The sequence below is a fragment of the Paenibacillus sp. Marseille-Q7038 genome (genome assembly GCF_965111595.1).
Map to the genome: position 1 here is coordinate 3473396 of NZ_CBCOOM010000001.1, position 20345 is coordinate 3493740.

The following is a 20345-nucleotide window of genomic DNA, read 5'->3' on the forward strand; positions in this document are numbered from 1 at the left end:
CTCATAAAATGAGCTGGTTAAATTAAGTGAATTATCTCTTTATCGCATTTGAAGGTAAGCATTTGATATAACTTCAAGTGTGTTCGAATGAAGAATCACGTTGTTTGTTATCGTTATAATTAGACTTATTACCATGATCGTCATAACAAAATAATTCCACTTTTTACGATTCAGAATTTTCGTTACTTGAGCGATGATTAATAACTGAGCAAATAAATAGTGCCCTGCATAAAGATATAAATCATATTTAAATACACCCAGACCATAGCCAATAACAAGATGAAGAATGACCGCAAAAAGGATAAATGACATTAATGTCCATGTTTCTTTTTCTTTTCTTCTATAAAAAATAGAAGCCGCTCCTGAAATCAGCAAGACAATCCCTAATAAGTGGGAATAAATAGAATACCCTGCGGTAATGTCTGTTGCAAAGGCTACGATGCCTTGATCTATTAAAGTGATCGATGGTGTCAGGACGGGACTAACGAATAACATGTAAAAAGCCTTCCAATGATGTTCGAGTGAAAATGGAGCAACATAACTGAATCCTGCATTATTTAAATTCGTATTTATCTTCTCAAACCAGGTATGCCCATCAAACAGTAGGTATTGAACAAAGCTAAACAAGATCGTTGTTAGTAAAAATGTGATGCCTATTTTCAAGACTAACAACAAGCTGTTCCTCCATTCCTTTTTCTTATAAAGACTAATAAAAACAGCAATGAAAAACGGGATAATATTGGTGGATGTTATAGCAAAATTCAGAAAACCTAACAATGCGATTGGTAAAACTCTATGACTGTCATTCGTTCTACAGTATTGTAAATACAGGACAGAAACTAGAAGTCCACACTGAGCATAACAATAAGAATCTGGGATGAGTGAGGTGAAGATTAAATAGGAACTGGAACCAAAGATAAGAGTAAAGATCACAGCGTATGTATACGATACTTTTTGTCTGCACAAATAGATAAAAAACACGGAAGTACTAACTGCATTTATTACCGATTGAAGAATTAGAAAAAAGAATTATTCACCGTCATCTTTGCCGCATAAGCTAAGGGGACCGTTAAAAAATTAATAAAAGGATGCACTACAGAACCATGATTGAATGCATAGTACAAAGAAGGATCAAAATTAAAAATATTTAAGGTAAACGGCACTCCGTAAAATGGGCTAAAACGCTGAAGCAAACTTTCATGATCACTCATAAACGTGATGTAAGGAAAATTCAAAATAAGATATAGAGCTGTAAATACCAGAAAAATAATCATTGCAGTATAATTTTGATGTTTATCTTTCGTAATATATTTAAAAAAGTTCATATTCACCCATCCTATTTAATAATCCTAATAGTAAATAATAAAAAACAATCCTAAACTTATAAAAAAGGCACCAACCATATTAATAAAATTAATATTTTCTTTGAAAAATACGTATGATAATAGGATTGTCCATATAAAGGTTAAACCGTTCGATATCACAACCGTTGAATACGGAAGAATGCCTAATAGATATATATTTATTAAGGACCCTGTTCCATAAAAAGATAAACCCAGCATGAGGACAAGCCATTTTTTATCAGAGGAGTACTTTTTAAATAACACCGAGCCAAGCGAACCGAAAATGGTCATAATCAACACCAGTAGATATGCTAAACTATTTTTTTCCATAAGAAGTCATTGTCACTCCTATACCTATAAAGACAATCCCAAATATATCTTGGATGTTTATACTTTCCTTGAAGAAGGTTACTCCATACACTAGCGCTAGAATATAACTGATAGACATCAGAGGCGCTGCCACAGACAAGGGAATAAAACCCATTGCTTTAATCATGAGCACAGCTCCAATCAAATAACATAGGAACCCAATAAAAATATAAATAACTTCGGCATGTCCCCATCTCCAAAACAATTGACCCGTAGCCGACATAAAGGAAGAAAGGATAATTAAACCGATCCCCGTATATTTTGATTTGTTCATTCTTTGAAATCCTCAATGAGTCGAAGTCGTTTATTGATCATTTTTCTATGTTTTCCTAATTGAAACATCGGTTTGTCTGTTTTAGAGTCAGAGTAGGCGTAGGATTCCTCAAAATGAATAGCAAGATTGTTCTGCTCTAGATATTGATTGATTCTTCTCACCTTCTCCTCTCCGTTGCAATTCTCTCCCCTCATTGTATTCATGTATTTCCCCTCAGCATCCACGTTCAGTTCTGTCGCGATGACCTTGTCGATCTCAGGCATTTTGATTTCAAAATACTTTAGATAGGCATAAGGTGACGCAGATACCAAAAGAATGTGGTAGCCCTCTTCCTTCTTTTTAATAAGTTCGCTCTGCACGTTATCACATATGAATCTACTTAATACATTGTCATAAAACTCTTCGAGATCGGTTTCTGTTAACTTTTTGATTAGATAGAAATAGTGCTTTTTCACATCACAAACTTTAATCCATCCTAGTTTGAATAATAGCGTATTCCATACTACAGGAATGATATTTAACACATACTGTGGTTTCTTTTTAAGACCGAACCAGAAAAATAGAAACATAGAGTCTCTTGTTATTAACGTATGATCGACATCAAATATAGCAAAATTCTTCTTCATTCTTTAAACTCTCCTCGGCAAAAAGTAAATCATTATTCAAATGTTATCAGAATAACGATAACGGTTAGGACATATAGGATCACGGTATATAAGATATGTTTATCCTCTAGCAGAATTCGATCGGGTGATCCACCTTTCTCTTCCACATGAACAAGATATAAATATCGGAAAATACCATAGATAACGAGTGGAATTGTCCACATTAAGTGAATCGTCCTGCCAGAGCTAAATGTAAACATGGAATAACATATAATCGTTGAGGTAGCTACAATTACCATGAGTTGATCGAGCAGCATCATATTATATTTCCCAAGTACTTTCCGATGTGTAGTGCTTTCTGTGTTTAAAATGAATAGCTCATTTCTTCTTTTTCCGATGGCTAGAAAGAGAGATAGGAGAAGTGTACATAGCAAAAACCAAGGAGTAATGTTCACGTTGATGATGAGTCCACCCGCCAAAGCTCGTAAAACAAACCCGGCAGCAATAATCATAATGTCAATGATCACGACTTCTTTCAGTTTTAAAGAATACAACACATTTATAATGAAGTAGGTTACAAGAACAATCGTAAAGAGATAACTAAGAAATAGAGACATAACTATTGATAGTGTTAATAAGACAATCCCAAATAATATAGTGAACTTCGGGTTAAGTTCGCCAGAAGCCATCGGTCGATTTTTCTTCGTCGGATGTATTTTATCAGCTTCGATATCAACATAATCGTTTAGAATATAGACACTCCCGGAAACAAAGCAAAAAAGGATGAATCCAATAACCGTATTCACAAAGTTCAGCATACTGAAATGATCCAATGAGAAGATTAACACCGAGAAGATAAGTACATTCTTCGTCCACTGTTTGATTCGTAATTGTCTCATTAACAACAAAAATATATTATTTACTTGAGGTATCGCTTTGTTTTCTTTATGTGTTCCTAGTGACATGACTGAGTTTCCCCCTAGATATTTCCTTTACCATAATAGAGCCCGTGAGTATTTGCTAACTTTATATATGTAAAATTCTATATGGAATTAATTGTATTAACTAAAATTTACAACAGCTACAATCTTAATATACTATTTGACTAAAATCCATATAATTCTTATATCTATAGACTTGCAAATAAAATAAACCAGGCGACTATTACGGTCGCCTGGCTGTAACTTATTTCGTGTGCCGCCGTGTGCTGTATCCTGACTCCCCTCACACTTGGGTATCTTAGTCTGCGTGTGGTAGCTATTTAAAGCCAGTGGCAGACCATACGGTCAGCCTTTTATTTGCGAACGACAGTGTACCCTTTATCCTGAAGAAGCTTTATAACGCCATGTTCACCTAGATAGTGTCCTGCACCAACAACAATGAAATATTCTTCTTTCTTGTCACTTTTCAGGTAACCGTCGATTTTATCCGCCATTACGATATTTCGATCGATCAACATCGCTTTGTTATACTCGGGGTCAATAGACATGCTGTTCGTGAATTCAAGTAACATTTCATCATTCCCTGATTTCCACATATCAGCCATTTGGTCCACACTATCATCAAAGGTATCTAAATTGCCTAGCGCAGTCTTCAAATTCCGTTCCTGCAACTCCTTGGAGAAACCATCAAACATGCCAAGTTGGGACTCATAGGATTCTAGCTCCAGAACTGGTATTTTCCGCTCCATCGCTTTCTGGATGAAATACAGATCAATACCTGCAGCCGCTTCGTAACCTGCTTTCATTGCTATCAGATTAATGATCGTTGACTCAACTACCCAAGGCTTATATGCATCTAATGCGTTCTTTTCCATTCCATTTTGCTCTAGAATTTCTTCAAGCTTCGCATATGTTTCCTTGGACACATGATCTTTTAGTGTAGTCCCGTCCTGATATATCCCCAGATTCATTATTCGTTTTTGTTGCTCTTCATCCGCGGCTTTACTAATATCGACCTCTACACCTAGATAATCCGCTTCAGCAAAAGCTTCCTCATACTCTGAACGCAGTGGATAAAAACTATCATCCGCAATATGCATCGATCCTACGAGATATACGGTATTCCCGTTGTTCTTCACTTCCCACATGAAACCGCGGGCAGCTTCTCCCGTTGTTTTGGAAACCAAAAGCACCGTGCGGGACTTCTTATCCCAATGTACTTCGTAACCTGCGGCTTCACCCACGGTACGAATGGGAACATAGGTTACTCCGTTAATCAACTTTGTTCTACTTTTCAATGTAATCTGCTTGCCGTCAACAACTGCTTGAATGGTTCCATTCTGGACATGGGACAGCTTAACATTCATCGCCTCGAATGTTGTTCTCAGCGGTACCATCGTTGTGCCCTGGTCAACAATAGGTGTACTTGTTGCATATTTAACTTTCTGATCATTTATCTTTAGTACCGGTTGCTGTGGTTCAGCCAATGCAGGGGCCGCTGAGGCGATCATACCCGCTGAAATAATGAGCGATAAGAGCGATTTTTTCCAATGGTTCATGTTATATTCTCCTTCATTTATGATATGAATAAAAGAATATAATTACATTTTAAAAGCTTTCATCGCTTTACGAAGTTCAGCTACGCTCGGACGTTTGCCGTACATCAGCACACCTGTACGATAAATTTTCGCTGACAACCATCCAAAACCTAAGATGGCTACAATCAGAATGATTAAGGATACCCATATCTCCCATACCGCGATCTCTCCCATCCCGACCCGAAGGATCATGACCGTTGGAGCAGTGAACGGCACGTAACTTGCGATTTGAACAAGCAGGCTATTCGGCGTTCCCATGCTGAAAATTCCGATATAGAAAGCAGCTAGAGACAGCATCGTCATTGGCGTAAGCGCCTGACCTAAGTCTTCTGTACGGCTGACAATCGAACCAATCGCAGCGAACAGAACCGCATACAAGAAATATCCAAAGATATAGAAGAGAAGTCCATAAATCAGTACATCCAAATTAAGCAAAGATAAATCGATGTTCATGGTACTGAGCATTTCTTTATTGTGAGGTAACATGAGATTTGCGAAGATGGTAAGTCCGAAGATCCCAATCTGTGTCAAACTCAGCAAGAAAATACCGATGATTTTACCAAACATTTGTGTCAGTGGAGACACACTGGTGATGAGGATTTCCATAATCCGTGAGCTTTTCTCTGCTGTAATTTCGGAAGCAATCATATTCCCTGTCATCACGGTAGAGAAAAAGAACAGAATCATAAGCACATAGACAAATGCATAGTTAACACCTTGTGAAGCGGCATCCTCTGTCTCTGCAGTTCCTGAACTATTTTCTACATTAATTTCTTTCGTAATCAGGGATACCGGTGTGCTGATGTCTGCAACTTGTTGTTCAGTAAGCAAGTTTTGTGCGATCACTTTTGTTTTCGCATTTTGAATGGCAAGCTGCAGCCATGTTACCACTTCGGAAGAAACATCCCCATCCGGAGAATAGTAGGTAGCCAAAGGCGATGCAGATCCTTCCGTGTTCTCAAGAGTTACATAGCCGTCAATAACTCCCTCGTTTACATCCTCATTTAGCTTCGATTCATCGGCTGACTCGTAGGATATAAGCTTAAATGCGGGGTTGAGCAGACCATCATTATACAACTCAAGCTCGTCCCCTACTCCCTGCTGCTCTGGGTCCGTTATCACAAGACCAATGGATGGAACACCTGCTGCTTGCGTTCCGCTGCTATCTTCTTTTTCACCAGTAAAAGAGGAAATAAGATAAGGCAGATTCATACCAATCGTCATCAGAATGACAAGGATAAGAGTCGTCACTTTAAAAGCTTTGGTCTTTGCCTTCTGCTTGTAGGTAAATCCGATAATCGTCCCAAGTTTATTCATTACCTGTTCCTACCTCCTTGATAAAGATTTGATTCAGTGTAGGTTCTTTGATCTCAAAATGCTCCACTGTGGCGGTTTGTAATGCTTTTTGCAGTACAAGCTGAGCCGCCTCCATAGAACGAATCGTAATCAGATAACCTCGCTCCATTCGTTCCACCTTCGTCACACCTGGAATTAACTCCAGTCCACTTACCTCTTCTGAGGTGATCAGACGTACCTGTTCCCGCGGGTATCTGGATTTAATCTCCCGAATACTACCCTCTACTACAGAATTACCGCGATGAAGTATTGTGATATTTTGACACAGCTCTTCGACGTGCTCCATTCGGTGTGTCGAGAACAAGATGGAAGTTCCCTCATCCCGCATTTCTTTTACCGTTGATTTGAGCAGCTCCACATTAACGGGATCAAGTCCACTAAATGCTTCATCTAATATCAGGATTTGCGGGCGGTGGACGACGGCAGCGATGAACCCCATTTTCTGCTGATTCCCTTTAGAGAGTTCTTCAATTCGTTTGTCGTAGTACTCAGGCACTTCAAATTTCTTAAGCCAGTATTTTAGGCTTTCATCTGCCTCTTTTGCTGACATTCCTCGTAGACGCCCCAAGTAATTAATCTGCTCACTCACCTTAACTTTTGGATACATCCCCCGTTCTTCAGGCAAATAACCCATCAAGTGCTGAAGTTCAGGACTGAATGATTTTCCGTTATAGCTGATCTGACCACCATCGGGATAAATGAGTCCAAGCACCATACGCATTGTCGTTGTTTTTCCTGCCCCATTGGCACCAAGCAATCCATAGATTTCTCCTTCTTTCACGGAAAGAGTGACCCCATTTACGGCAAGTTTGTCTCCATACTGCTTCATTACTTGGTTCAGTTCGAGTCGATTCATTTGATATGCTCCCCCTTTTTCATTTCCCAGCCTGCAGGTCCATGCCCCTGAATCCAATACATTAGAACTTCGTCTAGATCCAGTACTCTTGCCTTCAGCGGCAGCAGCCCTGCTTCTTTTAATACTTCAAGGACATCTTCCGCACGCGTTGTAACGATTCTACGGATGTGTCCGCTTTCCTCTGACCATTCCAGAACACCCGGCAGATGAGCCGGTTTGATCTCTCCTTCGTACCAGATCTCTCGCCAGCTATCCAGCAAAAGATCCTTCTCCACCATGCCGAGTGTCTGTCCTTTGTACATCAGGATAATGTAATCTGCCAGCTTCTTAATCTCATCCACGATATGAGTCGCAATAATAATCGTGGTATTCCCTTGCTGCATGTACAGCTGGAGTTCCTTAAGCATCTGCTTCCATGAAAAAGGGTCAAGCCCCGAAGACGGTTCATCCAAAATAAGCAGCTTAGGCCGTGTAGCAAGCGCAGCGGCTATCTCAAACTTGCGCCGTTCTCCCTTAGACATTTTCTTTAATCTGCTGCCTCGGGGTACGTCAAACTTGGTAAGCAGTCCTTCGAATAAAGCGGCATCCCAAGTGGGATACCAGAAAGCTCGGAATTCAGCTGCTTCTTCCACCGTAAGTCGATCTTCCTCTGGACTTGAATACTCGGTGACTGATCCTATTTTTTCGCGAATCTCTGGTGGAAGTTCCTTCTTATCATACTGCTCACCAAACCATAAAATGTGTCCTGCTTCAGGAAGCACAACTTTCTGAAGCATACTCAGAAGTGTCGTTTTTCCTGAACCATTTGGGCCGACAAGGGCATAAATATATCCTTCAAGAAGGTCTAGATGAATGGGTCCAATCGCTTTTCCTTTTCTTGACTTATACACCCCTTGCATGGAGATTACTGAGTACTCGGTCATTTCTCGTTCTCCCCCTTCTCCGTATAGAACTCATTCATCACTTCAGAAAAGCAGTGTTCCAGTTCTTCACGAGTGCTGCCAACAGATTTGCCTACCTGCACGGCCTGAGTCAAAGCCTCTCTTACTGCACCCTGTTTATAAACTTCTTTTTTATCTATCCCTACCTGAGCAACAAAGGTTCCTGTACCTTGCTTCGTACGGAGCAAACCTTCATTCTCCAGATCTTGATATACCCTTCGGACTGTAATGACACTACAGCTAAGATTGCCTGCTAATTCACGAATCGAGGGCAATAACGTACCCTCCTTGATTTGGCCTGTAATAATAAGCGAACGCAATTGATTCTCTATCTGGGAATATAAGGGTTCAGCGCTATTCTCATTGATCTGTATAGGTATGTGCACGCGATTGCCTCCCCCTTCTCTACAAATAATTATTCTTTCTCTGCTATGTTCACTCCCTGTCCTCGAACAAAGTGAAGGCAGATATTAGCTTACATCTCGCAGTAACAATCTTTTCTTCGTACGTTTAAAAGCGAGTGTCATTAGGAGGATTCCAGATATGAGCATGATCCACATCCCTGGAGCCAGTAACCCCCACTTCTGACTATGCTCTATCGAAAACTGAATCAGGTTCCAATCAAGTATGGATATCGTGAGCGCAATGAAAGATAGTACTATAAAACTAATGATGCCTAATAAAAAACAAAGTTTTCCATTCATTGCGAACTCTGAGTATATATAAAAGGCGTTTGCAACAACTCCATACCCAATCCATAGTAGTGAGAAAGCGAGAACTTGATCAAACCTGAATTGTTCTGCCCGCAGAGTGAGAAAATAGATCAAAGTGAAAAAGATGACACCGTTTACGGCAAAAGCAACCAGCATCTGAAATATGCGGCTCCATATAATGGTAGATGCTGGGATGGGTAATCTTCGCATATACGATAACATCTGTGTATAAGAGTCATCCTGTAAATACCGGAATGATCTTCTTGAGAGGAAGAAGCCTAGAAACGGAGTAAGCAGCAGGAATATATTATGTACTACTAACGTGTAATCCTGCGCTTTCATTTCTCGTAACCCCGTACCCGTAAGGAAGCTTCCGGAAATTGCCGCAATGTATAAAGTGAACAGAATTGTCCAGATCCAGTTCAGCCGATCTCGCTTAAAATCCGTTTTAGTCAACCACCAAGCTTGCTTCCATATTGTCGAATTCATGATTTCATCCCCTCCACCGAAACTAGGTGTGATTACTGTATATATCTTTATACACAGTATATAAACCAAAGTACAACTCAGTCAACCTTTTTATTCCATAAATTAAAAAAATGATAAACACACACTTGAAGACATGATTTTATTGCACAAAAAAAAGGAGACGCTTGTCTCCTTTACTCGTATTTCATTATTCTTTTGCTTGTTCATTCATATCATTAATCTTTCATACTCTATATCTTTAAGCACCTATAATAACTTCCCAGACAGGCTTTGTATGTCCTCCTGGATAAAGGATATAGAGCAGTGTATACACAAGAACCCCTGTTGTAGCAGTGAAAAACCAGATCATGGAAGTTACTCTTCCGAGCCGCCTATGTTTAGCATACTTTTTTTTGTAGCCCCATAGGAGGGTTGTAATACCGAATATAGCGCCCACGGTAGCCATTACAATATGAAAAATAAGAAACACTTGATAGAATAATTTCAAATCATCTGGACCGCCCCAAGCCGTATTTCCTACAATGATGGTGCGCGAACTGTAGATAATGAAGAACAGAATTGCTGCCCAGGCACCGGCAAGCATCATTTTCTTATGCGCTTCTCGTTTCCCTCGAATAATAAGTACCCATCCGATCCCCACCAGTACTGCACTTATCACGATAAAAGCCGTACTTAGTGTAGGCAGCCAAAAATATAAGTCCATGTTCCTTCCCCCCGTGTTCTTCATGCTGGTGAATTTTTACGCAATCTCCTATATCTCCGTTCTGCCTGCTTACGATACGTTTGGTATAATCTCTTCCTCTTCAAGTCGTTCTTTCTTATACCACTGAAAAAAGACATACGCGAGCATAATTCCAAAAATCAACTCTTGAATCATCTTCATGATCACTCCGCCTACCTGTTGATCCTGCTGTGCGTTCGGTAACAAATTAAAGTAAGAAGGTCCGCCGACCGATTGCAAGAGATCCTGCGGATTACCAGAGTAACAGTACCCCATCGCAGCTGCCCAGACGTTTGGATCACTGTAAGTTGCAAAAAGCGGTTCTGAAGCAAAGATAATCAGTCCGCAGGCAGGCGTAAGCAGTACCATGTTCAGAAAAATAAACCCGATCTTAGCAAGGCTTGATCCTCGATCTCGCTCAGGAACGGGATGCACTAATGATCCCCACATCAGGAGCGACGCAATGAATAGAACGATGTAATAAAGTCTATGAACCGCAAAGTTCAGCATGACGTAGTCATGCACGACCGGTATATGATAGATCGAAAATAGTCCGTTAAATAAAAGTGCCGCCACAATCGGTTTACCTAGAAAAGAAAAAAAACTGATCAGTGGATAGTCAAGAACTTTACGCCAAACCCAGGACGGTATCCCTCTCATCAGCAACGGCGGTGCAGCAATATAGGACAGCGCCATACTGATCATATGAAAGGTGAACATGGTATGTCCGAGTAGACTAATTGGGCCGCCTTGTGCCATGTAGAGAATAAACATCCCGCATACAAACATGACCTTCTGCCGTGAAGTCGTCTTCTCTGCTATCCCTGCACCATAAGCAAGGGGACCAACTAATACAAAATAAAGTGCTGTCAGTATCAGCATCAAAGCCATAAATAATGGACTCCATACGTCCTCAAAACTAAAGTATTCTAGTCCGAGCATAATTTCCCTCCTGCGTTGCTTCATGACAGTAAATAAATGGCTTTATGAAAAGGAGAAAAGGCAGCGAAAAAGATTCGCCGCCTTCTACTGTTTTTACCACCATACCCAAAATAAAGCGGTAATAATGGCCGTAAAGGCCACGAAAAATCCGAATGCCATAAAAATGAGAGGAATAAAATGTCCTTTGTCTTTCATGTGCATCCAGTATGCCATCTGAATAACCACTTGCAGGACCGCCATGATCAGCAAGAGAATGACCGTAAAGGCAGTGTTTACTCCGCCTGCAGCTACTGCTCCAAAAGCGATCAAAGTTAAACCTATGGAGAAAATGAAAGCAACCACATGCTTTTGCGGTCCTTCCGGACGATGGCGATGTTTAACGCTGTTATTACCAGCCTGTTCATGACTTGCCATGGATTAAACCACCTTTCCCAGCAGATAAACGACCGTAAAGATGAATACCCATACCACATCGATAAAGTGCCAATAAATCGCCGACACATAGATCTTGGGTGCGGTGACGACCGTCAGCCCTTTTTTGTACAGTTGCCCTATTAGTATGCCAATCCAAGCTATACCAAATGCGACGTGAGCACCGTGGAATCCAACAAGTGTGTAGAAGGCGGAACTAAAAGCACTTGTTGTCATACCAAAGTCCTTGTGAACCACGTATTCATAGAATTCGTAGATCTCTAAACTAAGAAAGCTAAGTCCAAGGAGAACCGTAACAATAAGCCAGAGAATCAGTTTTTTAACATCATGTTTGTGCATGGCTTGAATAGCGAAAACGCTCGTTAAACTACTCACTAACAGTATAAAAGTTGCAGCTCCCACAAGGGGCAGATGGAACAGTTCATTTGCGGTAGGACCCTCTACTGTCTGGTTACGAAGCGCTAGGAAAGTAGCAAACAAAGTACCAAACAGTACCGCTTCTCCTCCAAGGAAAAGCCAGAAACCAAGGACCTTGTTACGTCCTTCCAGTGTTGCTTTTTCAGGTTCGTGAGGCAGCTGACCGTTTACAGCTTCTGTATGTGGTGATGTCATAGCTTAGCCCCCCTATCTTCCAGTTCCTCGGGATCAATATGCCATCCATGATCATCAAACAAGGAACGTACTGTCATAGAACCAAATGTGATGAGAAGACCAATGATCACGACGATATAATTGTTGAACATAAAGTTCATAAATCCGTTGCCAAACTCGTCATTGGAGAACATCAGACCCAGACCTGCAATGAAAATCCCTACAGACATCAGGAATGGAAGCGGAGTGGCAGAAGGCATATGAATGGGACCAATTGGCTCTGCAGGTGTCATTTGTGTGTTGCCTGCCATTTTTTCTTTCCACCAAGCATCAAGACCACGTACCAACGGAATTTGCGTAAAGTTGTGTTCTGGAGGCGGAGATGGAATGGACCATTCCAGTGTACGGCCATCTTCCCAAGGATCATTAGGTGCATCCGCTGGTTTTCTGGAAGTAATAAAGACGTTAATTAAGAACAAAATAACGCCGATAGTCATCAAAAATGCTCCGATGGTACTAATATAGTTCAGTTCATCAAACCCTTGATCCGGCGCATAGGTTGCAACCCGGCGCTGCATCCCCAAGAGACCGAGGAAATGCTGAACGAAGAACGTAAGATGGAACCCAATAATAAAGAACCAAAATGTAATTTTGCCAAGTTTCTCATCAAGAAGACGTCCAAACATTTTTGGCCACCAGTACGTGAGTCCGGCAAATATCCCCAGTACGAGACCACCCACAATAACATAGTGAAAGTGTGCTACTACGAAGTATGTATCATGGAACTGGAAGTCTGCAGGTGCAGATGCAAGCATAACACCCGTTACCCCGCCCATTACAAAAGTAGGTATAAAACCGATCGCATACAAGTTCGCTGTTGTAAAGCGAATTTGTCCTCCCCACATCGTAAAGAGCCAGTTAAATATCTTGATACCGGTTGGTACCGCAATTAGCATGGTAGAAATAGAGAAGAGTGCATTAGCAATCGTACCGAGTCCGGTCGTAAACATGTGATGCGCCCATACCATGAATCCCAAGAATGCAATGAGGATGGTTGCAAATACCATGGAGCTATAACCAAACAATCTTTTTCTTGAGAAGGTAGGAATAACTTCCGAGATAATACCGAAAGCCGGCAAGATCAGGATATACACTTCGGGATGCCCGAAGATCCAGAATATATGTTGCCATAATATAGGGTTCCCGCCGCCTTCTATACTAAAGAAGTTGGCATCGAGAATCCGGTCAAAGGTTAACAGAACAAGCCCTACCGTAATAGCTGGAAAAGCAAATAGGATGATAGCGGATGTAATAAAAGTAGTCCAAGCAAACATCGGCATCCGCATAAAGGACATCCCGGGTGCACGCATCGTAATAATCGTAGCGAGGAAGTTAATCCCCCCGATCAGTGTACCGAGTCCGGCAATCTGCAGACCAATGGTGTAAAAATCAACTCCATGTGTTTCACTGTATGCGGAACTTGCCAGCGGCACATAAGAAGTCCAACCCGCATCCGGAGCTCCGCCCATCACCCAGCTCAGGTTCAGCAGAATTCCTCCGAAGAGAAACGTCCAGAAACCTAGTGCATTAAGGAACGGAAACGCTACGTCACGCGCCCCGATTTGAAGAGGAAGGATTGCATTCATAAAAGCAAAGATGATCGGCATAACGCCTAGGAAGATCATCGTCGTACCGTGCATCGTAATCAGTTCATTAAATAACTGTGTAGAAACAATCTTGCTGTATGGTTCCATCAGCTGGATACGGATCAGGATCGCTTCGATACCGCCAATACCAAAAAACAGAGCGCCTGCTATTAAATAAAGTACTGCTATTTTCTTATGGTCAACCGTCGTAATCCAATCCATCAGTCCGGTATACCGTTTAACCGTATGAGCGTGAGCCAACGTTGTGTACCTCCTTCTCAGTCCGCACTGTTCGTTTCATAATCGAGCTTATAGCTCGCCAAGTATTCCGCAATGGCATCAATTTCTTCTGTCGTGAGTCCAAGATCAATCGGATTTGGCATTTCATTGCCTGGTTTCACTTCTTGTGGATCATGAAGCCACTGCTTCATGTTATCTTCAACAGAAGCGCCCTCTTGGCCTTCACGTTCATTCAAAAGCATACTGGCTACCGATTCTCTGTTACCGATACCTGTAAGATTCGGGCCGACTGCCGTCCCTTGATCTCCCACAGCATGACACGTTAGGCAAGCAGATCTAAATTTCTCTGCGAGCATTTCATCTTCAGGAAGAACGGCCGGAGCTTTCATAGAAGCAACCCAGTTATCGAATTCTTCCGGGCTAACGGATTTAACTTTGAATTCCATAAAAGCATGAGATGGTCCGCATAACTCTGCGCACTTACCTCGGTAAACGCCTTCATTCGGTGCGGAGAAATGGAACTTGTTTGTTGTCCCTTTGGTATCGTCATCCCCTGCAAAGTTGGTATCGATCTTACCGGAAAGGGATGGAACCCAGAAGGAATGAATTACATCTTTACTGTCAAGGACAAAAGAAATCGTCTTGTTCGTAGGGATAATAAGATCTTGTGCGGTCGTCACACCCAAATCAGGGTAACTAAATTCCCACCAGTACTGGTGAGCTGTTACTTTGACCTGAAGGGCATTTTCGTCTTTGGTGTAGTCTTTACCGAGTGCGGAGAGCTGTCCAACCGTAGGAATAGCCAGTACAATAACAAGAATGAGCGGAATCACAGTCCAGATTACCTCAAGCTTGAAATTGCCTTCTACTTGTTCCGGTACTTCAGTCTGTCCTTTTTTGCGTCTGAACTTGACCAATACGTAAGCTGCTATGGCGAATACCACAAGCAATACGACGATCATGATCGTTATAGCAAGTTTCATTAAGTCAAGTTGACCTTGCGCTACAGGACCTTGCGGGTTCATTACAGATAAATCCTCTCGACCACAAGCGGACAACAACAATAAAGAGAATGCTGTCAGTAAAAGGAGGATCCGTTTTCCGTACTGCCACCTTTTCATCACCTATCTACCCCACTTTTCCCGTTTTCGCTGATTACCATCTGGTTCCAGAAAGCGATTATTCTACCTGTTCTAGTACCTTTGTTGTAATCCTGTCAATTAATACAATCACTTATTAAATATAAGTTGACGTCATGTTTTTGTCAATCTTTAGACACATGTTCACAAATTGTTCACTAAGTCTAAAAAACCGCGCCACTGCCCGATTTGTTAACGATTTCAGTTCTCTGTAAACCGGAGTTTGTCCATTGTTTTCTTCCAATTTACGGATAAACGGGAGGATTCGAGTTGTTTTTCTAGCAGCTTAATTTATGTATTTTAGTACAAATAATTAGATATGAAACCTAGTATCATTTTATAGAGTCTGCTCCCTATTCTATGCCATGATGCACAAATATCTCCCAAGTATTTTCTATTTTTATCCATCATTTACCACAAAAAAAGAAAACCCGCTTTGTGATAGAGCGGGATTCCTATCCACTTCCCTGCGACTTGATCGCCTAGCTCGTTAGAAGCAGCGGACCATCCCTGGTAATCGCTACGGTATGCTCATATTGAGCACCGATACTTCCATCTGCCGATCTGACCGTCCATCCATCCTCTTCCCAATAAACAGCACCTGTTCTTCCCATGGTTAGAACAGGTTCGATGGTAATCACCATACCTTCAACCAGTTTCATCCCTGTTCCTTTCCTTCCATAAGGAAACACATCCGGCTGCTCATGCATCAACCTCCCAATTCCATGTCCAACAAGCGGTTTAACGATGCCGTAACGCCATAGTTTCACATTTTTCTCAATGGCGTATCCAATGTCCCCTATCGTTTTACCTGGAACGGCTTCTTCAATACCCAAGAACATGGCTTTCTCGGTCCGACGAAGAAAACGCTGGGTTTTGGAATCCATTTTTCCGATACCATAGGTCCACGCAGAGTCTGCGAGCCATCCATCCTTGTTAACAACCATATCAATGGTGACTACGTCCCCTGATTTCAACAGCTTTTCATTCGGAAATCCGTGACAGACGATATCATTTACCGACGCACAGGTTGCATAAGGATAACCTTTATAGCCTTTTTGCTCAGGAACCGCTCCATTTCGAGCTAGAAAGGTTTCTACGAATTCATCAATCTCTTTGGTAGTGACACCTGGGGCAAGTTTTTCCTCGATTTCACGATGGCACGCTTTTAAGATTCGTCCGGCCTCACGCATGTAACCGATCTCTTCTTTTGTTTTAAGCTTCACCGACATTCGGCCGTCCCCCTCTACATTTATGGAATCTTTTCCATATATATGCTAAGAAGGACGCAAAAAAAACCGCCTCTCTGCTTTCAAATTCATCAGGGTGGCGGTTCTATACAAAACAAAGCAATATAATCAGCATATACAACGGGAATGCCTTACAAAAAACGAATCAGGAGACTGAGGAATTCAGTCTAGTTAATTCACGCTCAACTACAAGCGTTAGTTCCTCTTCATACCCTCCTGTTATCCGGTATTTTTTCACATACTCCTTCACGAATTTTTTAGGATCCTTCGGCCTGAATATACGAGTCATTTCCCGTAAACTTTCTTTGACCTCATTATGACCTTTTGTTGCCATGATAACTCCCTCCCAAAACGTTGAAAGTGAATGCTCCGTTTAGAGAATGCAAAAAGAAAGATCTAAATTGATACCATGAAGAAGTGTGCGCGGCAATATTCAGCTTTAGGCCGGGACTCCTGAGAAGACAGGTACCTGACACTATACATACCCGATATGATTCTTATTGAATCACACTTCTATTGTATCATATTCAAAGCAGTCGTACAGCTTTACAACTTTATAAAAAGTAATTTATTTACATTTTATCTACCAGAGTTCGATTTTTTGCCTTTAACGGCTTCGCTTTCCTTTATGGTTATTGTCTCTCCTCTTGGAATAATTATGCCTAAATCAGGTTACCTTAGAGCCAGGAGCCTGGTGCTTCACGGCATTAATGAAATAATGATTTACTATTTCTATCAAGGAGGCATTCCAATTTATGAGCGAAAAAGACAAGGACATGCTCCCGATATCCAAGGAAACAGTTGAGGTTGACGGAGTTTATACCAATGAACGAGGACTTACAGAACATCTCTACAGAGGTCAACATTTTCCCTCCGATCCTGTTCTGGGTGTGACAGAGTGGGAACTAACCGAGTATGCCTTTGAGAATCATCATGAGGGGATCACGGATCCTAGGTTGGTACCGAAGGAAGATGACAAGGATAAACAAGGGAAGGTTACAAACCCAAGACGTCAACAACAAGGCGGTAACCCTTCCTAAACGCGTTTATTTAGATGAAACATTTCTCAAGTATTATGTTCAAATATCACCTCCCCCGTCATATGCTAACTTATAGCACCTTGTACAAAGGGAGGAAGAAAAATGTCTCCGTTCAAATCATCTACAGGTCTTGATGAGAATATTGCTGCTGCCATTTGCTACCTATTCACCTTTATAGGAGCCATCGTGATGCTTGCACTGGAGAAACGCAGCCGATATGTCATGTTTCATGCTCTGCAATCTTTGTTCGCTTTTGGATTTATCGTAGTTGGCCATATTCTAAGCGGGCTCGTCCCTCTATTCGGCCCTCTGCTTGCAGCGATGTTATCCCTGCTTGGCTTTGTTATATGGATTGTGATGTTAGTAGCAACACTGCAAGGGAAGTGGCTTAAACTGCCTCTTGTTGGGGATTTAGCCGACAAACAAATGCGTAAATTGTAATAAAGGATGTATTATCTCATTAAACACCTAAGTCTTTTATCAGATAAATGTGTAATGTAATTAAAAAGCCGGTTACATGATCTTAAAAAGATCATGTAACCGGCTTTTGCTTTTTATATGATTACCATTCTTTAAGCTGCTTCTTCACCAGTAGACTTGGTTCCAGGCACTTCTTTTGCCGGACCCAGCCCGTTAAAGATGAGATTCATGAAAATGGCCGTAAAGCTGCCCACTACAATTCCGTTGTTTAATAGAATTCCTGCTTCTTCTGGCAATTGAGCGAATAACTCAGGAACGACTGTAACACCAAGTCCCATACCTACAGAACAAGCAATAATCAGCAGATTCTCATAGCGATTAAAGTCCACCTGTTCAGCTAGCATACGAATACCCGATGATACCACCATACCGAATAGTGCTACCGTAGCGCCGCCGAGTACCGAATGAGGAATCATCTGTGCGGTAGCTGCAATTTTCGGTACAAAACCAATAATAATAAGCAGTCCGCCAGCCACTGCGATGACGTCGCGTGTCTTCACACGGCTCATCTGCAGAAGCCCTACGTTCTGAGAATATGTGGTATAAGGAAATGAATTAAAAATACCACCAACGACAATCGCAAGCCCTTCTGCACGATATCCGCGCGCTAGATCTTTCGAACCGAGATCTTTGTCCAAGATTTTACCAAGAGCCATAAACACACCTGTCGATTCTGCGATACTGACAATAGCGACAAGGATCATCGTCAGAACGGCAGAGATATTAAATTTCGGTGTCCCGAAATGAAAAGGCTCCGGTGCGCGGAACCAGCTTGCTTCTAGCATCGGTGTTAAGTCCACCTTACCGAAGAAGCCGGCCACGATGGTACCTACAACAAGACCGAGCAGAATCGAAATAGATTGCAAGAAACCTTTTGTAAAACGATTCATGAGAATGATGAAAATAAGAACCCCAAACCCGATACACAAATTTTGAATGCTTCCGAAATCGGGCTCATTTTGGCCGCCCCCAAGATCGTTTAAAGCGGTTGGAATCAAGGTAAGACCAATGATGGTCACTACCGATCCTGTTACAACAGGCGGGAAAAACCGGATCAGTTTACTGAAGAATCCGCCAAAAATCATAACGAATAATCCCGATGCAATAATCGCCCCATAAATGTAGGACATTCCAAAGTTCTTTCCTATGAGAATCATAGGAGCCACAGCCTGAAATGCACAACCAAGCATAACCGGAAGTCCGATACCAAAATATTTACCTCCCCATACCTGCAATAACGTGGCAAGACCACAGGCCAGCAGGTCAATTGCTATGAGGTAAGTTAATTCCGACGAAGATAATTCAAGCGCACTGCCCACGATCAGTGGAACAATGACGGCCCCGGCATACATAGCCAGAACGTGCTGAAGACCAAGAGAAAATGTCTTCGCAGGATGACGATGACGATCGAAGATTCGCTCACGGGACATTAGACGTTAACCTCTTCTTCCGCAAAAGTAACCTGTCCATCATGGAGTGCAGCAAGACGAACAAGTGACTCTACACGGTACCCTTTCTCTTTCAAAAGTTTACCTCCCGGCTGGAATGCCTTCTCGATCACGATACCAATGCCGACAACTTCTGCTCCCGCCTGCTCTACAATCCGAGCAAGTCCAAAAGCCGCTTCCCCGTTTGCAAGGAAATCATCAATAATAAGTACGCGATCTCCCGGCTTCATGAATTTTTTAGCAACCGTGATTTCGTTGGACTCCTGTTTTGTAAAAGAGTACACCTTCTCCACAAGGATATCTTCACGAAGCGTCAGTGATTTTTGTTTACGTGCAAAGATAAGCGGTACCTCTAGCTCCAGTGCTGTCATAATGCCCGGTGCGATACCAGAGGATTCAATCGTCAGTACACGAGTGATTTCTTCTCCTGCAAATCTCCGTGTAAACTCACGGCCTACCTCTTTCATCAGGATCGGATCCATCTGATGGTTCAGGAATGAATCCACCTTTAATACTTGATCCGACAATACGATTCCTTCATTCAATACTTTTTCTTTTAACAGCTTCATCATCTGTTCCTCCTCGGTGCTATCTTGTTTGTTATCCCTAAACGCAAAAAAGTCCCTTCTCTTCCACCGTCCATCCGGCAGAAAAGCAAGGGAGAAGAACATAGGTATCGGATACAAGCAAAAAATTCATCCCTCATTATCGTCAGAACTGACGGTAAAATAGCGATAAAGTCTCTTCTATCTTCTATCGTAACCTTATATTGATTCTCCCGTAGTCCAATCATTTGCGGTGATCGGGTAGAGACATGCTGGCCTATTCCAGCACATATACGAGATAACGTAAGTGTATTTAGTAATTAATGTAAGCCGTCTCTTTATCTACCTGGATTCAGGTACGGACAGCATATGTTAGGTCGATGGTA

Annotated in this window: 24 protein-coding genes and 1 riboswitch; of the genes, 2 read left to right on the forward strand and 22 right to left on the reverse strand. The window is 41.8% G+C overall.

Annotated elements, in window-relative coordinates:
* Nucleotides 1–39 precede the first annotated feature (39 nt).
* The 20 genes from ACWPWY_RS16490 to ACWPWY_RS16585 form a co-directional block, all read right to left on the reverse strand.
* A complete protein-coding gene (locus ACWPWY_RS16490; RefSeq protein ID WP_454192638.1) occupies nt 40–675 on the reverse strand; it encodes a DUF6080 domain-containing protein in 636 nt (211 codons plus the stop codon).
* A gap of 341 nt (nt 676–1016) precedes the next feature.
* Nucleotides 1017–1325, reverse strand: coding sequence for a hypothetical protein (locus ACWPWY_RS16495; protein WP_454192639.1), 309 nt, complete (start codon nt 1323–1325; stop codon nt 1017–1019).
* 24 nt (nt 1326–1349) lie between these two features.
* Entirely contained in the window at nt 1350–1673 is a 324-nt protein-coding gene (locus tag ACWPWY_RS16500; protein ID WP_454192640.1) for an EamA family transporter, read from the reverse strand.
* Nucleotides 1660–1986: an EamA family transporter gene (locus tag ACWPWY_RS16505; protein WP_454192641.1), complete on the reverse strand. Its 327-nt coding sequence runs from the start codon at nt 1984–1986 to the stop codon at nt 1660–1662. Before ACWPWY_RS16505 ends, ACWPWY_RS16500 begins: the two co-directional genes overlap by 14 nt.
* Nucleotides 1983–2612 (reverse strand): HAD-IB family hydrolase, encoded by a 630-nt coding sequence (locus ACWPWY_RS16510; RefSeq protein ID WP_454192642.1) that lies wholly within the window; start codon nt 2610–2612, stop codon nt 1983–1985. Before ACWPWY_RS16510 ends, ACWPWY_RS16505 begins: the two co-directional genes overlap by 4 nt.
* A 32-nt stretch (nt 2613–2644) precedes the next feature.
* Nucleotides 2645–3556: a decaprenyl-phosphate phosphoribosyltransferase gene (locus ACWPWY_RS16515; protein ID WP_454192643.1), complete on the reverse strand. Its 912-nt coding sequence runs from the start codon at nt 3554–3556 to the stop codon at nt 2645–2647.
* 329 nt (nt 3557–3885) lie between these two features.
* On the reverse strand, nt 3886–5091 hold the full coding sequence (locus tag ACWPWY_RS16520; RefSeq protein ID WP_454192644.1) for a TraB/GumN family protein: 1206 nt from the start codon (nt 5089–5091) through the stop codon (nt 3886–3888).
* 42 nt (nt 5092–5133) lie between these two features.
* Nucleotides 5134–6447: an ABC transporter permease gene (locus ACWPWY_RS16525; protein ID WP_454192645.1), complete on the reverse strand. Its 1314-nt coding sequence runs from the start codon at nt 6445–6447 to the stop codon at nt 5134–5136.
* Nucleotides 6440–7342 (reverse strand): ABC transporter ATP-binding protein, encoded by a 903-nt coding sequence (locus ACWPWY_RS16530; RefSeq protein WP_454192646.1) that lies wholly within the window; start codon nt 7340–7342, stop codon nt 6440–6442. The genes ACWPWY_RS16525 and ACWPWY_RS16530 overlap by 8 nt, the downstream gene beginning before the upstream one ends.
* Nucleotides 7339–8265, reverse strand: a complete 927-nt coding sequence (locus tag ACWPWY_RS16535; protein ID WP_454192647.1) for an ATP-binding cassette domain-containing protein — start codon at nt 8263–8265, stop codon at nt 7339–7341. Before ACWPWY_RS16535 ends, ACWPWY_RS16530 begins: the two co-directional genes overlap by 4 nt.
* Nucleotides 8262–8669, reverse strand: a complete 408-nt coding sequence (locus ACWPWY_RS16540; RefSeq protein WP_454192648.1) for a GntR family transcriptional regulator — start codon at nt 8667–8669, stop codon at nt 8262–8264. Before ACWPWY_RS16540 ends, ACWPWY_RS16535 begins: the two co-directional genes overlap by 4 nt.
* An 84-nt stretch (nt 8670–8753) precedes the next feature.
* Nucleotides 8754–9485: a hypothetical protein gene (locus tag ACWPWY_RS16545; RefSeq protein ID WP_454192649.1), complete on the reverse strand. Its 732-nt coding sequence runs from the start codon at nt 9483–9485 to the stop codon at nt 8754–8756.
* A 238-nt stretch (nt 9486–9723) separates the two neighbouring features.
* The gene (locus tag ACWPWY_RS16550; RefSeq protein WP_454192650.1) at nt 9724–10188 is read right to left on the reverse strand and encodes a DUF420 domain-containing protein; all 465 of its coding nucleotides are present in this window, start codon (nt 10186–10188) and stop codon (nt 9724–9726) included.
* Between the two features lie 69 nt (nt 10189–10257).
* A complete protein-coding gene (gene ctaG / locus ACWPWY_RS16555; RefSeq protein WP_454192651.1) occupies nt 10258–11148 on the reverse strand; it encodes a cytochrome c oxidase assembly factor CtaG in 891 nt (296 codons plus the stop codon).
* Between the two features lie 93 nt (nt 11149–11241).
* Nucleotides 11242–11562 carry a cytochrome C oxidase subunit IV family protein gene (locus ACWPWY_RS16560; protein ID WP_454192652.1) on the reverse strand — a complete coding sequence of 107 codons (321 nt, stop codon included), beginning with the start codon at nt 11560–11562 and terminating at the stop codon, nt 11242–11244.
* A gap of 3 nt (nt 11563–11565) precedes the next feature.
* The gene (locus ACWPWY_RS16565; protein ID WP_454192653.1) at nt 11566–12192 is read right to left on the reverse strand and encodes a cytochrome (ubi)quinol oxidase subunit III; all 627 of its coding nucleotides are present in this window, start codon (nt 12190–12192) and stop codon (nt 11566–11568) included.
* Nucleotides 12189–14039 (reverse strand): cytochrome c oxidase subunit I, encoded by a 1851-nt coding sequence (gene ctaD, locus ACWPWY_RS16570; protein WP_454192917.1) that lies wholly within the window; start codon nt 14037–14039, stop codon nt 12189–12191. Before ctaD ends, ACWPWY_RS16565 begins: the two co-directional genes overlap by 4 nt.
* 56 nt (nt 14040–14095) lie before the next feature.
* Nucleotides 14096–15181 carry a cytochrome c oxidase subunit II gene (gene coxB, locus ACWPWY_RS16575; protein ID WP_454192654.1) on the reverse strand — a complete coding sequence of 362 codons (1086 nt, stop codon included), beginning with the start codon at nt 15179–15181 and terminating at the stop codon, nt 14096–14098.
* A 497-nt stretch (nt 15182–15678) separates the two neighbouring features.
* Nucleotides 15679–16428, reverse strand: coding sequence for a type I methionyl aminopeptidase (gene map, locus ACWPWY_RS16580; protein WP_454192655.1), 750 nt, complete (start codon nt 16426–16428; stop codon nt 15679–15681).
* 163 nt (nt 16429–16591) lie between these two features.
* Nucleotides 16592–16780 carry a hypothetical protein gene (locus ACWPWY_RS16585; protein ID WP_047911489.1) on the reverse strand — a complete coding sequence of 63 codons (189 nt, stop codon included), beginning with the start codon at nt 16778–16780 and terminating at the stop codon, nt 16592–16594.
* A gap of 421 nt (nt 16781–17201) precedes the next feature.
* On the opposite strand from ACWPWY_RS16585, the gene ACWPWY_RS16590 reads away from it, so the two are divergent.
* Nucleotides 17202–17486, forward strand: a complete 285-nt coding sequence (locus ACWPWY_RS16590) for a transposase (RefSeq protein WP_454192656.1) — start codon at nt 17202–17204, stop codon at nt 17484–17486.
* A 102-nt stretch (nt 17487–17588) separates the two neighbouring features.
* On the forward strand, nt 17589–17927 hold the full coding sequence (locus tag ACWPWY_RS16595; protein WP_191800124.1) for a DUF4870 domain-containing protein: 339 nt from the start codon (nt 17589–17591) through the stop codon (nt 17925–17927).
* A 131-nt stretch (nt 17928–18058) separates the two neighbouring features.
* Here the strand turns inward: ACWPWY_RS16595 and ACWPWY_RS16600 are convergent, their stop codons facing one another.
* Both ACWPWY_RS16600 and ACWPWY_RS16605 read right to left on the reverse strand, forming a co-directional pair.
* Nucleotides 18059–19396 (reverse strand): nucleobase:cation symporter-2 family protein, encoded by a 1338-nt coding sequence (locus tag ACWPWY_RS16600; RefSeq protein WP_454192657.1) that lies wholly within the window; start codon nt 19394–19396, stop codon nt 18059–18061.
* Nucleotides 19396–19983: a xanthine phosphoribosyltransferase gene (locus ACWPWY_RS16605; protein WP_454192918.1), complete on the reverse strand. Its 588-nt coding sequence runs from the start codon at nt 19981–19983 to the stop codon at nt 19396–19398. The genes ACWPWY_RS16600 and ACWPWY_RS16605 overlap by 1 nt, the downstream gene beginning before the upstream one ends.
* Before the next feature lie 192 nt (nt 19984–20175).
* Nucleotides 20176–20276, reverse strand: a riboswitch (purine riboswitch).
* Nucleotides 20277–20345 lie beyond the last annotated feature (69 nt).

Bases quoted from the DNA above. Each gene is read 5' to 3' on its own strand.
- ctaG (WP_454192651.1), bottom strand. From the start codon at position 11,148: ATGCTCGGACTAGAATACTTTAGTTTTGAGGACGTATGGAGTCCATTA.
- ACWPWY_RS16585 (WP_047911489.1), bottom strand. From the start codon at position 16,780: ATGGCAACAAAAGGTCATAATGAGGTCAAAGAAAGTTTACGGGAAATG.
- ACWPWY_RS16595 (WP_191800124.1), top strand. From the start codon at position 17,589: ATGTCTCCGTTCAAATCATCTACAGGTCTTGATGAGAATATTGCTGCT.
- ACWPWY_RS16510 (WP_454192642.1), bottom strand. From the start codon at position 2,612: ATGAAGAAGAATTTTGCTATATTTGATGTCGATCATACGTTAATAACA.
- ACWPWY_RS16560 (WP_454192652.1), bottom strand. From the start codon at position 11,562: ATGGCAAGTCATGAACAGGCTGGTAATAACAGCGTTAAACATCGCCAT.
- ACWPWY_RS16605 (WP_454192918.1), bottom strand. From the start codon at position 19,983: ATGAAGCTGTTAAAAGAAAAAGTATTGAATGAAGGAATCGTATTGTCG.
- ACWPWY_RS16495 (WP_454192639.1), bottom strand. From the start codon at position 1,325: ATGAACTTTTTTAAATATATTACGAAAGATAAACATCAAAATTATACT.
- ACWPWY_RS16545 (WP_454192649.1), bottom strand. From the start codon at position 9,485: ATGAATTCGACAATATGGAAGCAAGCTTGGTGGTTGACTAAAACGGAT.
- ctaD (WP_454192917.1), bottom strand. From the start codon at position 14,039: ATGGATTGGATTACGACGGTTGACCATAAGAAAATAGCAGTACTTTAT.
- ACWPWY_RS16600 (WP_454192657.1), bottom strand. From the start codon at position 19,396: ATGTCCCGTGAGCGAATCTTCGATCGTCATCGTCATCCTGCGAAGACA.
- ACWPWY_RS16515 (WP_454192643.1), bottom strand. From the start codon at position 3,556: ATGTCACTAGGAACACATAAAGAAAACAAAGCGATACCTCAAGTAAAT.
- map (WP_454192655.1), bottom strand. From the start codon at position 16,428: ATGTCGGTGAAGCTTAAAACAAAAGAAGAGATCGGTTACATGCGTGAG.
- ACWPWY_RS16520 (WP_454192644.1), bottom strand. From the start codon at position 5,091: ATGAACCATTGGAAAAAATCGCTCTTATCGCTCATTATTTCAGCGGGT.
- ACWPWY_RS16550 (WP_454192650.1), bottom strand. From the start codon at position 10,188: ATGGACTTATATTTTTGGCTGCCTACACTAAGTACGGCTTTTATCGTG.
- ACWPWY_RS16505 (WP_454192641.1), bottom strand. From the start codon at position 1,986: ATGAACAAATCAAAATATACGGGGATCGGTTTAATTATCCTTTCTTCC.
- ACWPWY_RS16525 (WP_454192645.1), bottom strand. From the start codon at position 6,447: ATGAATAAACTTGGGACGATTATCGGATTTACCTACAAGCAGAAGGCA.
- ACWPWY_RS16500 (WP_454192640.1), bottom strand. From the start codon at position 1,673: ATGGAAAAAAATAGTTTAGCATATCTACTGGTGTTGATTATGACCATT.
- ACWPWY_RS16565 (WP_454192653.1), bottom strand. From the start codon at position 12,192: ATGACATCACCACATACAGAAGCTGTAAACGGTCAGCTGCCTCACGAA.
- ACWPWY_RS16530 (WP_454192646.1), bottom strand. From the start codon at position 7,342: ATGAATCGACTCGAACTGAACCAAGTAATGAAGCAGTATGGAGACAAA.
- ACWPWY_RS16535 (WP_454192647.1), bottom strand. From the start codon at position 8,265: ATGACCGAGTACTCAGTAATCTCCATGCAAGGGGTGTATAAGTCAAGA.
- ACWPWY_RS16590 (WP_454192656.1), top strand. From the start codon at position 17,202: ATGAGCGAAAAAGACAAGGACATGCTCCCGATATCCAAGGAAACAGTT.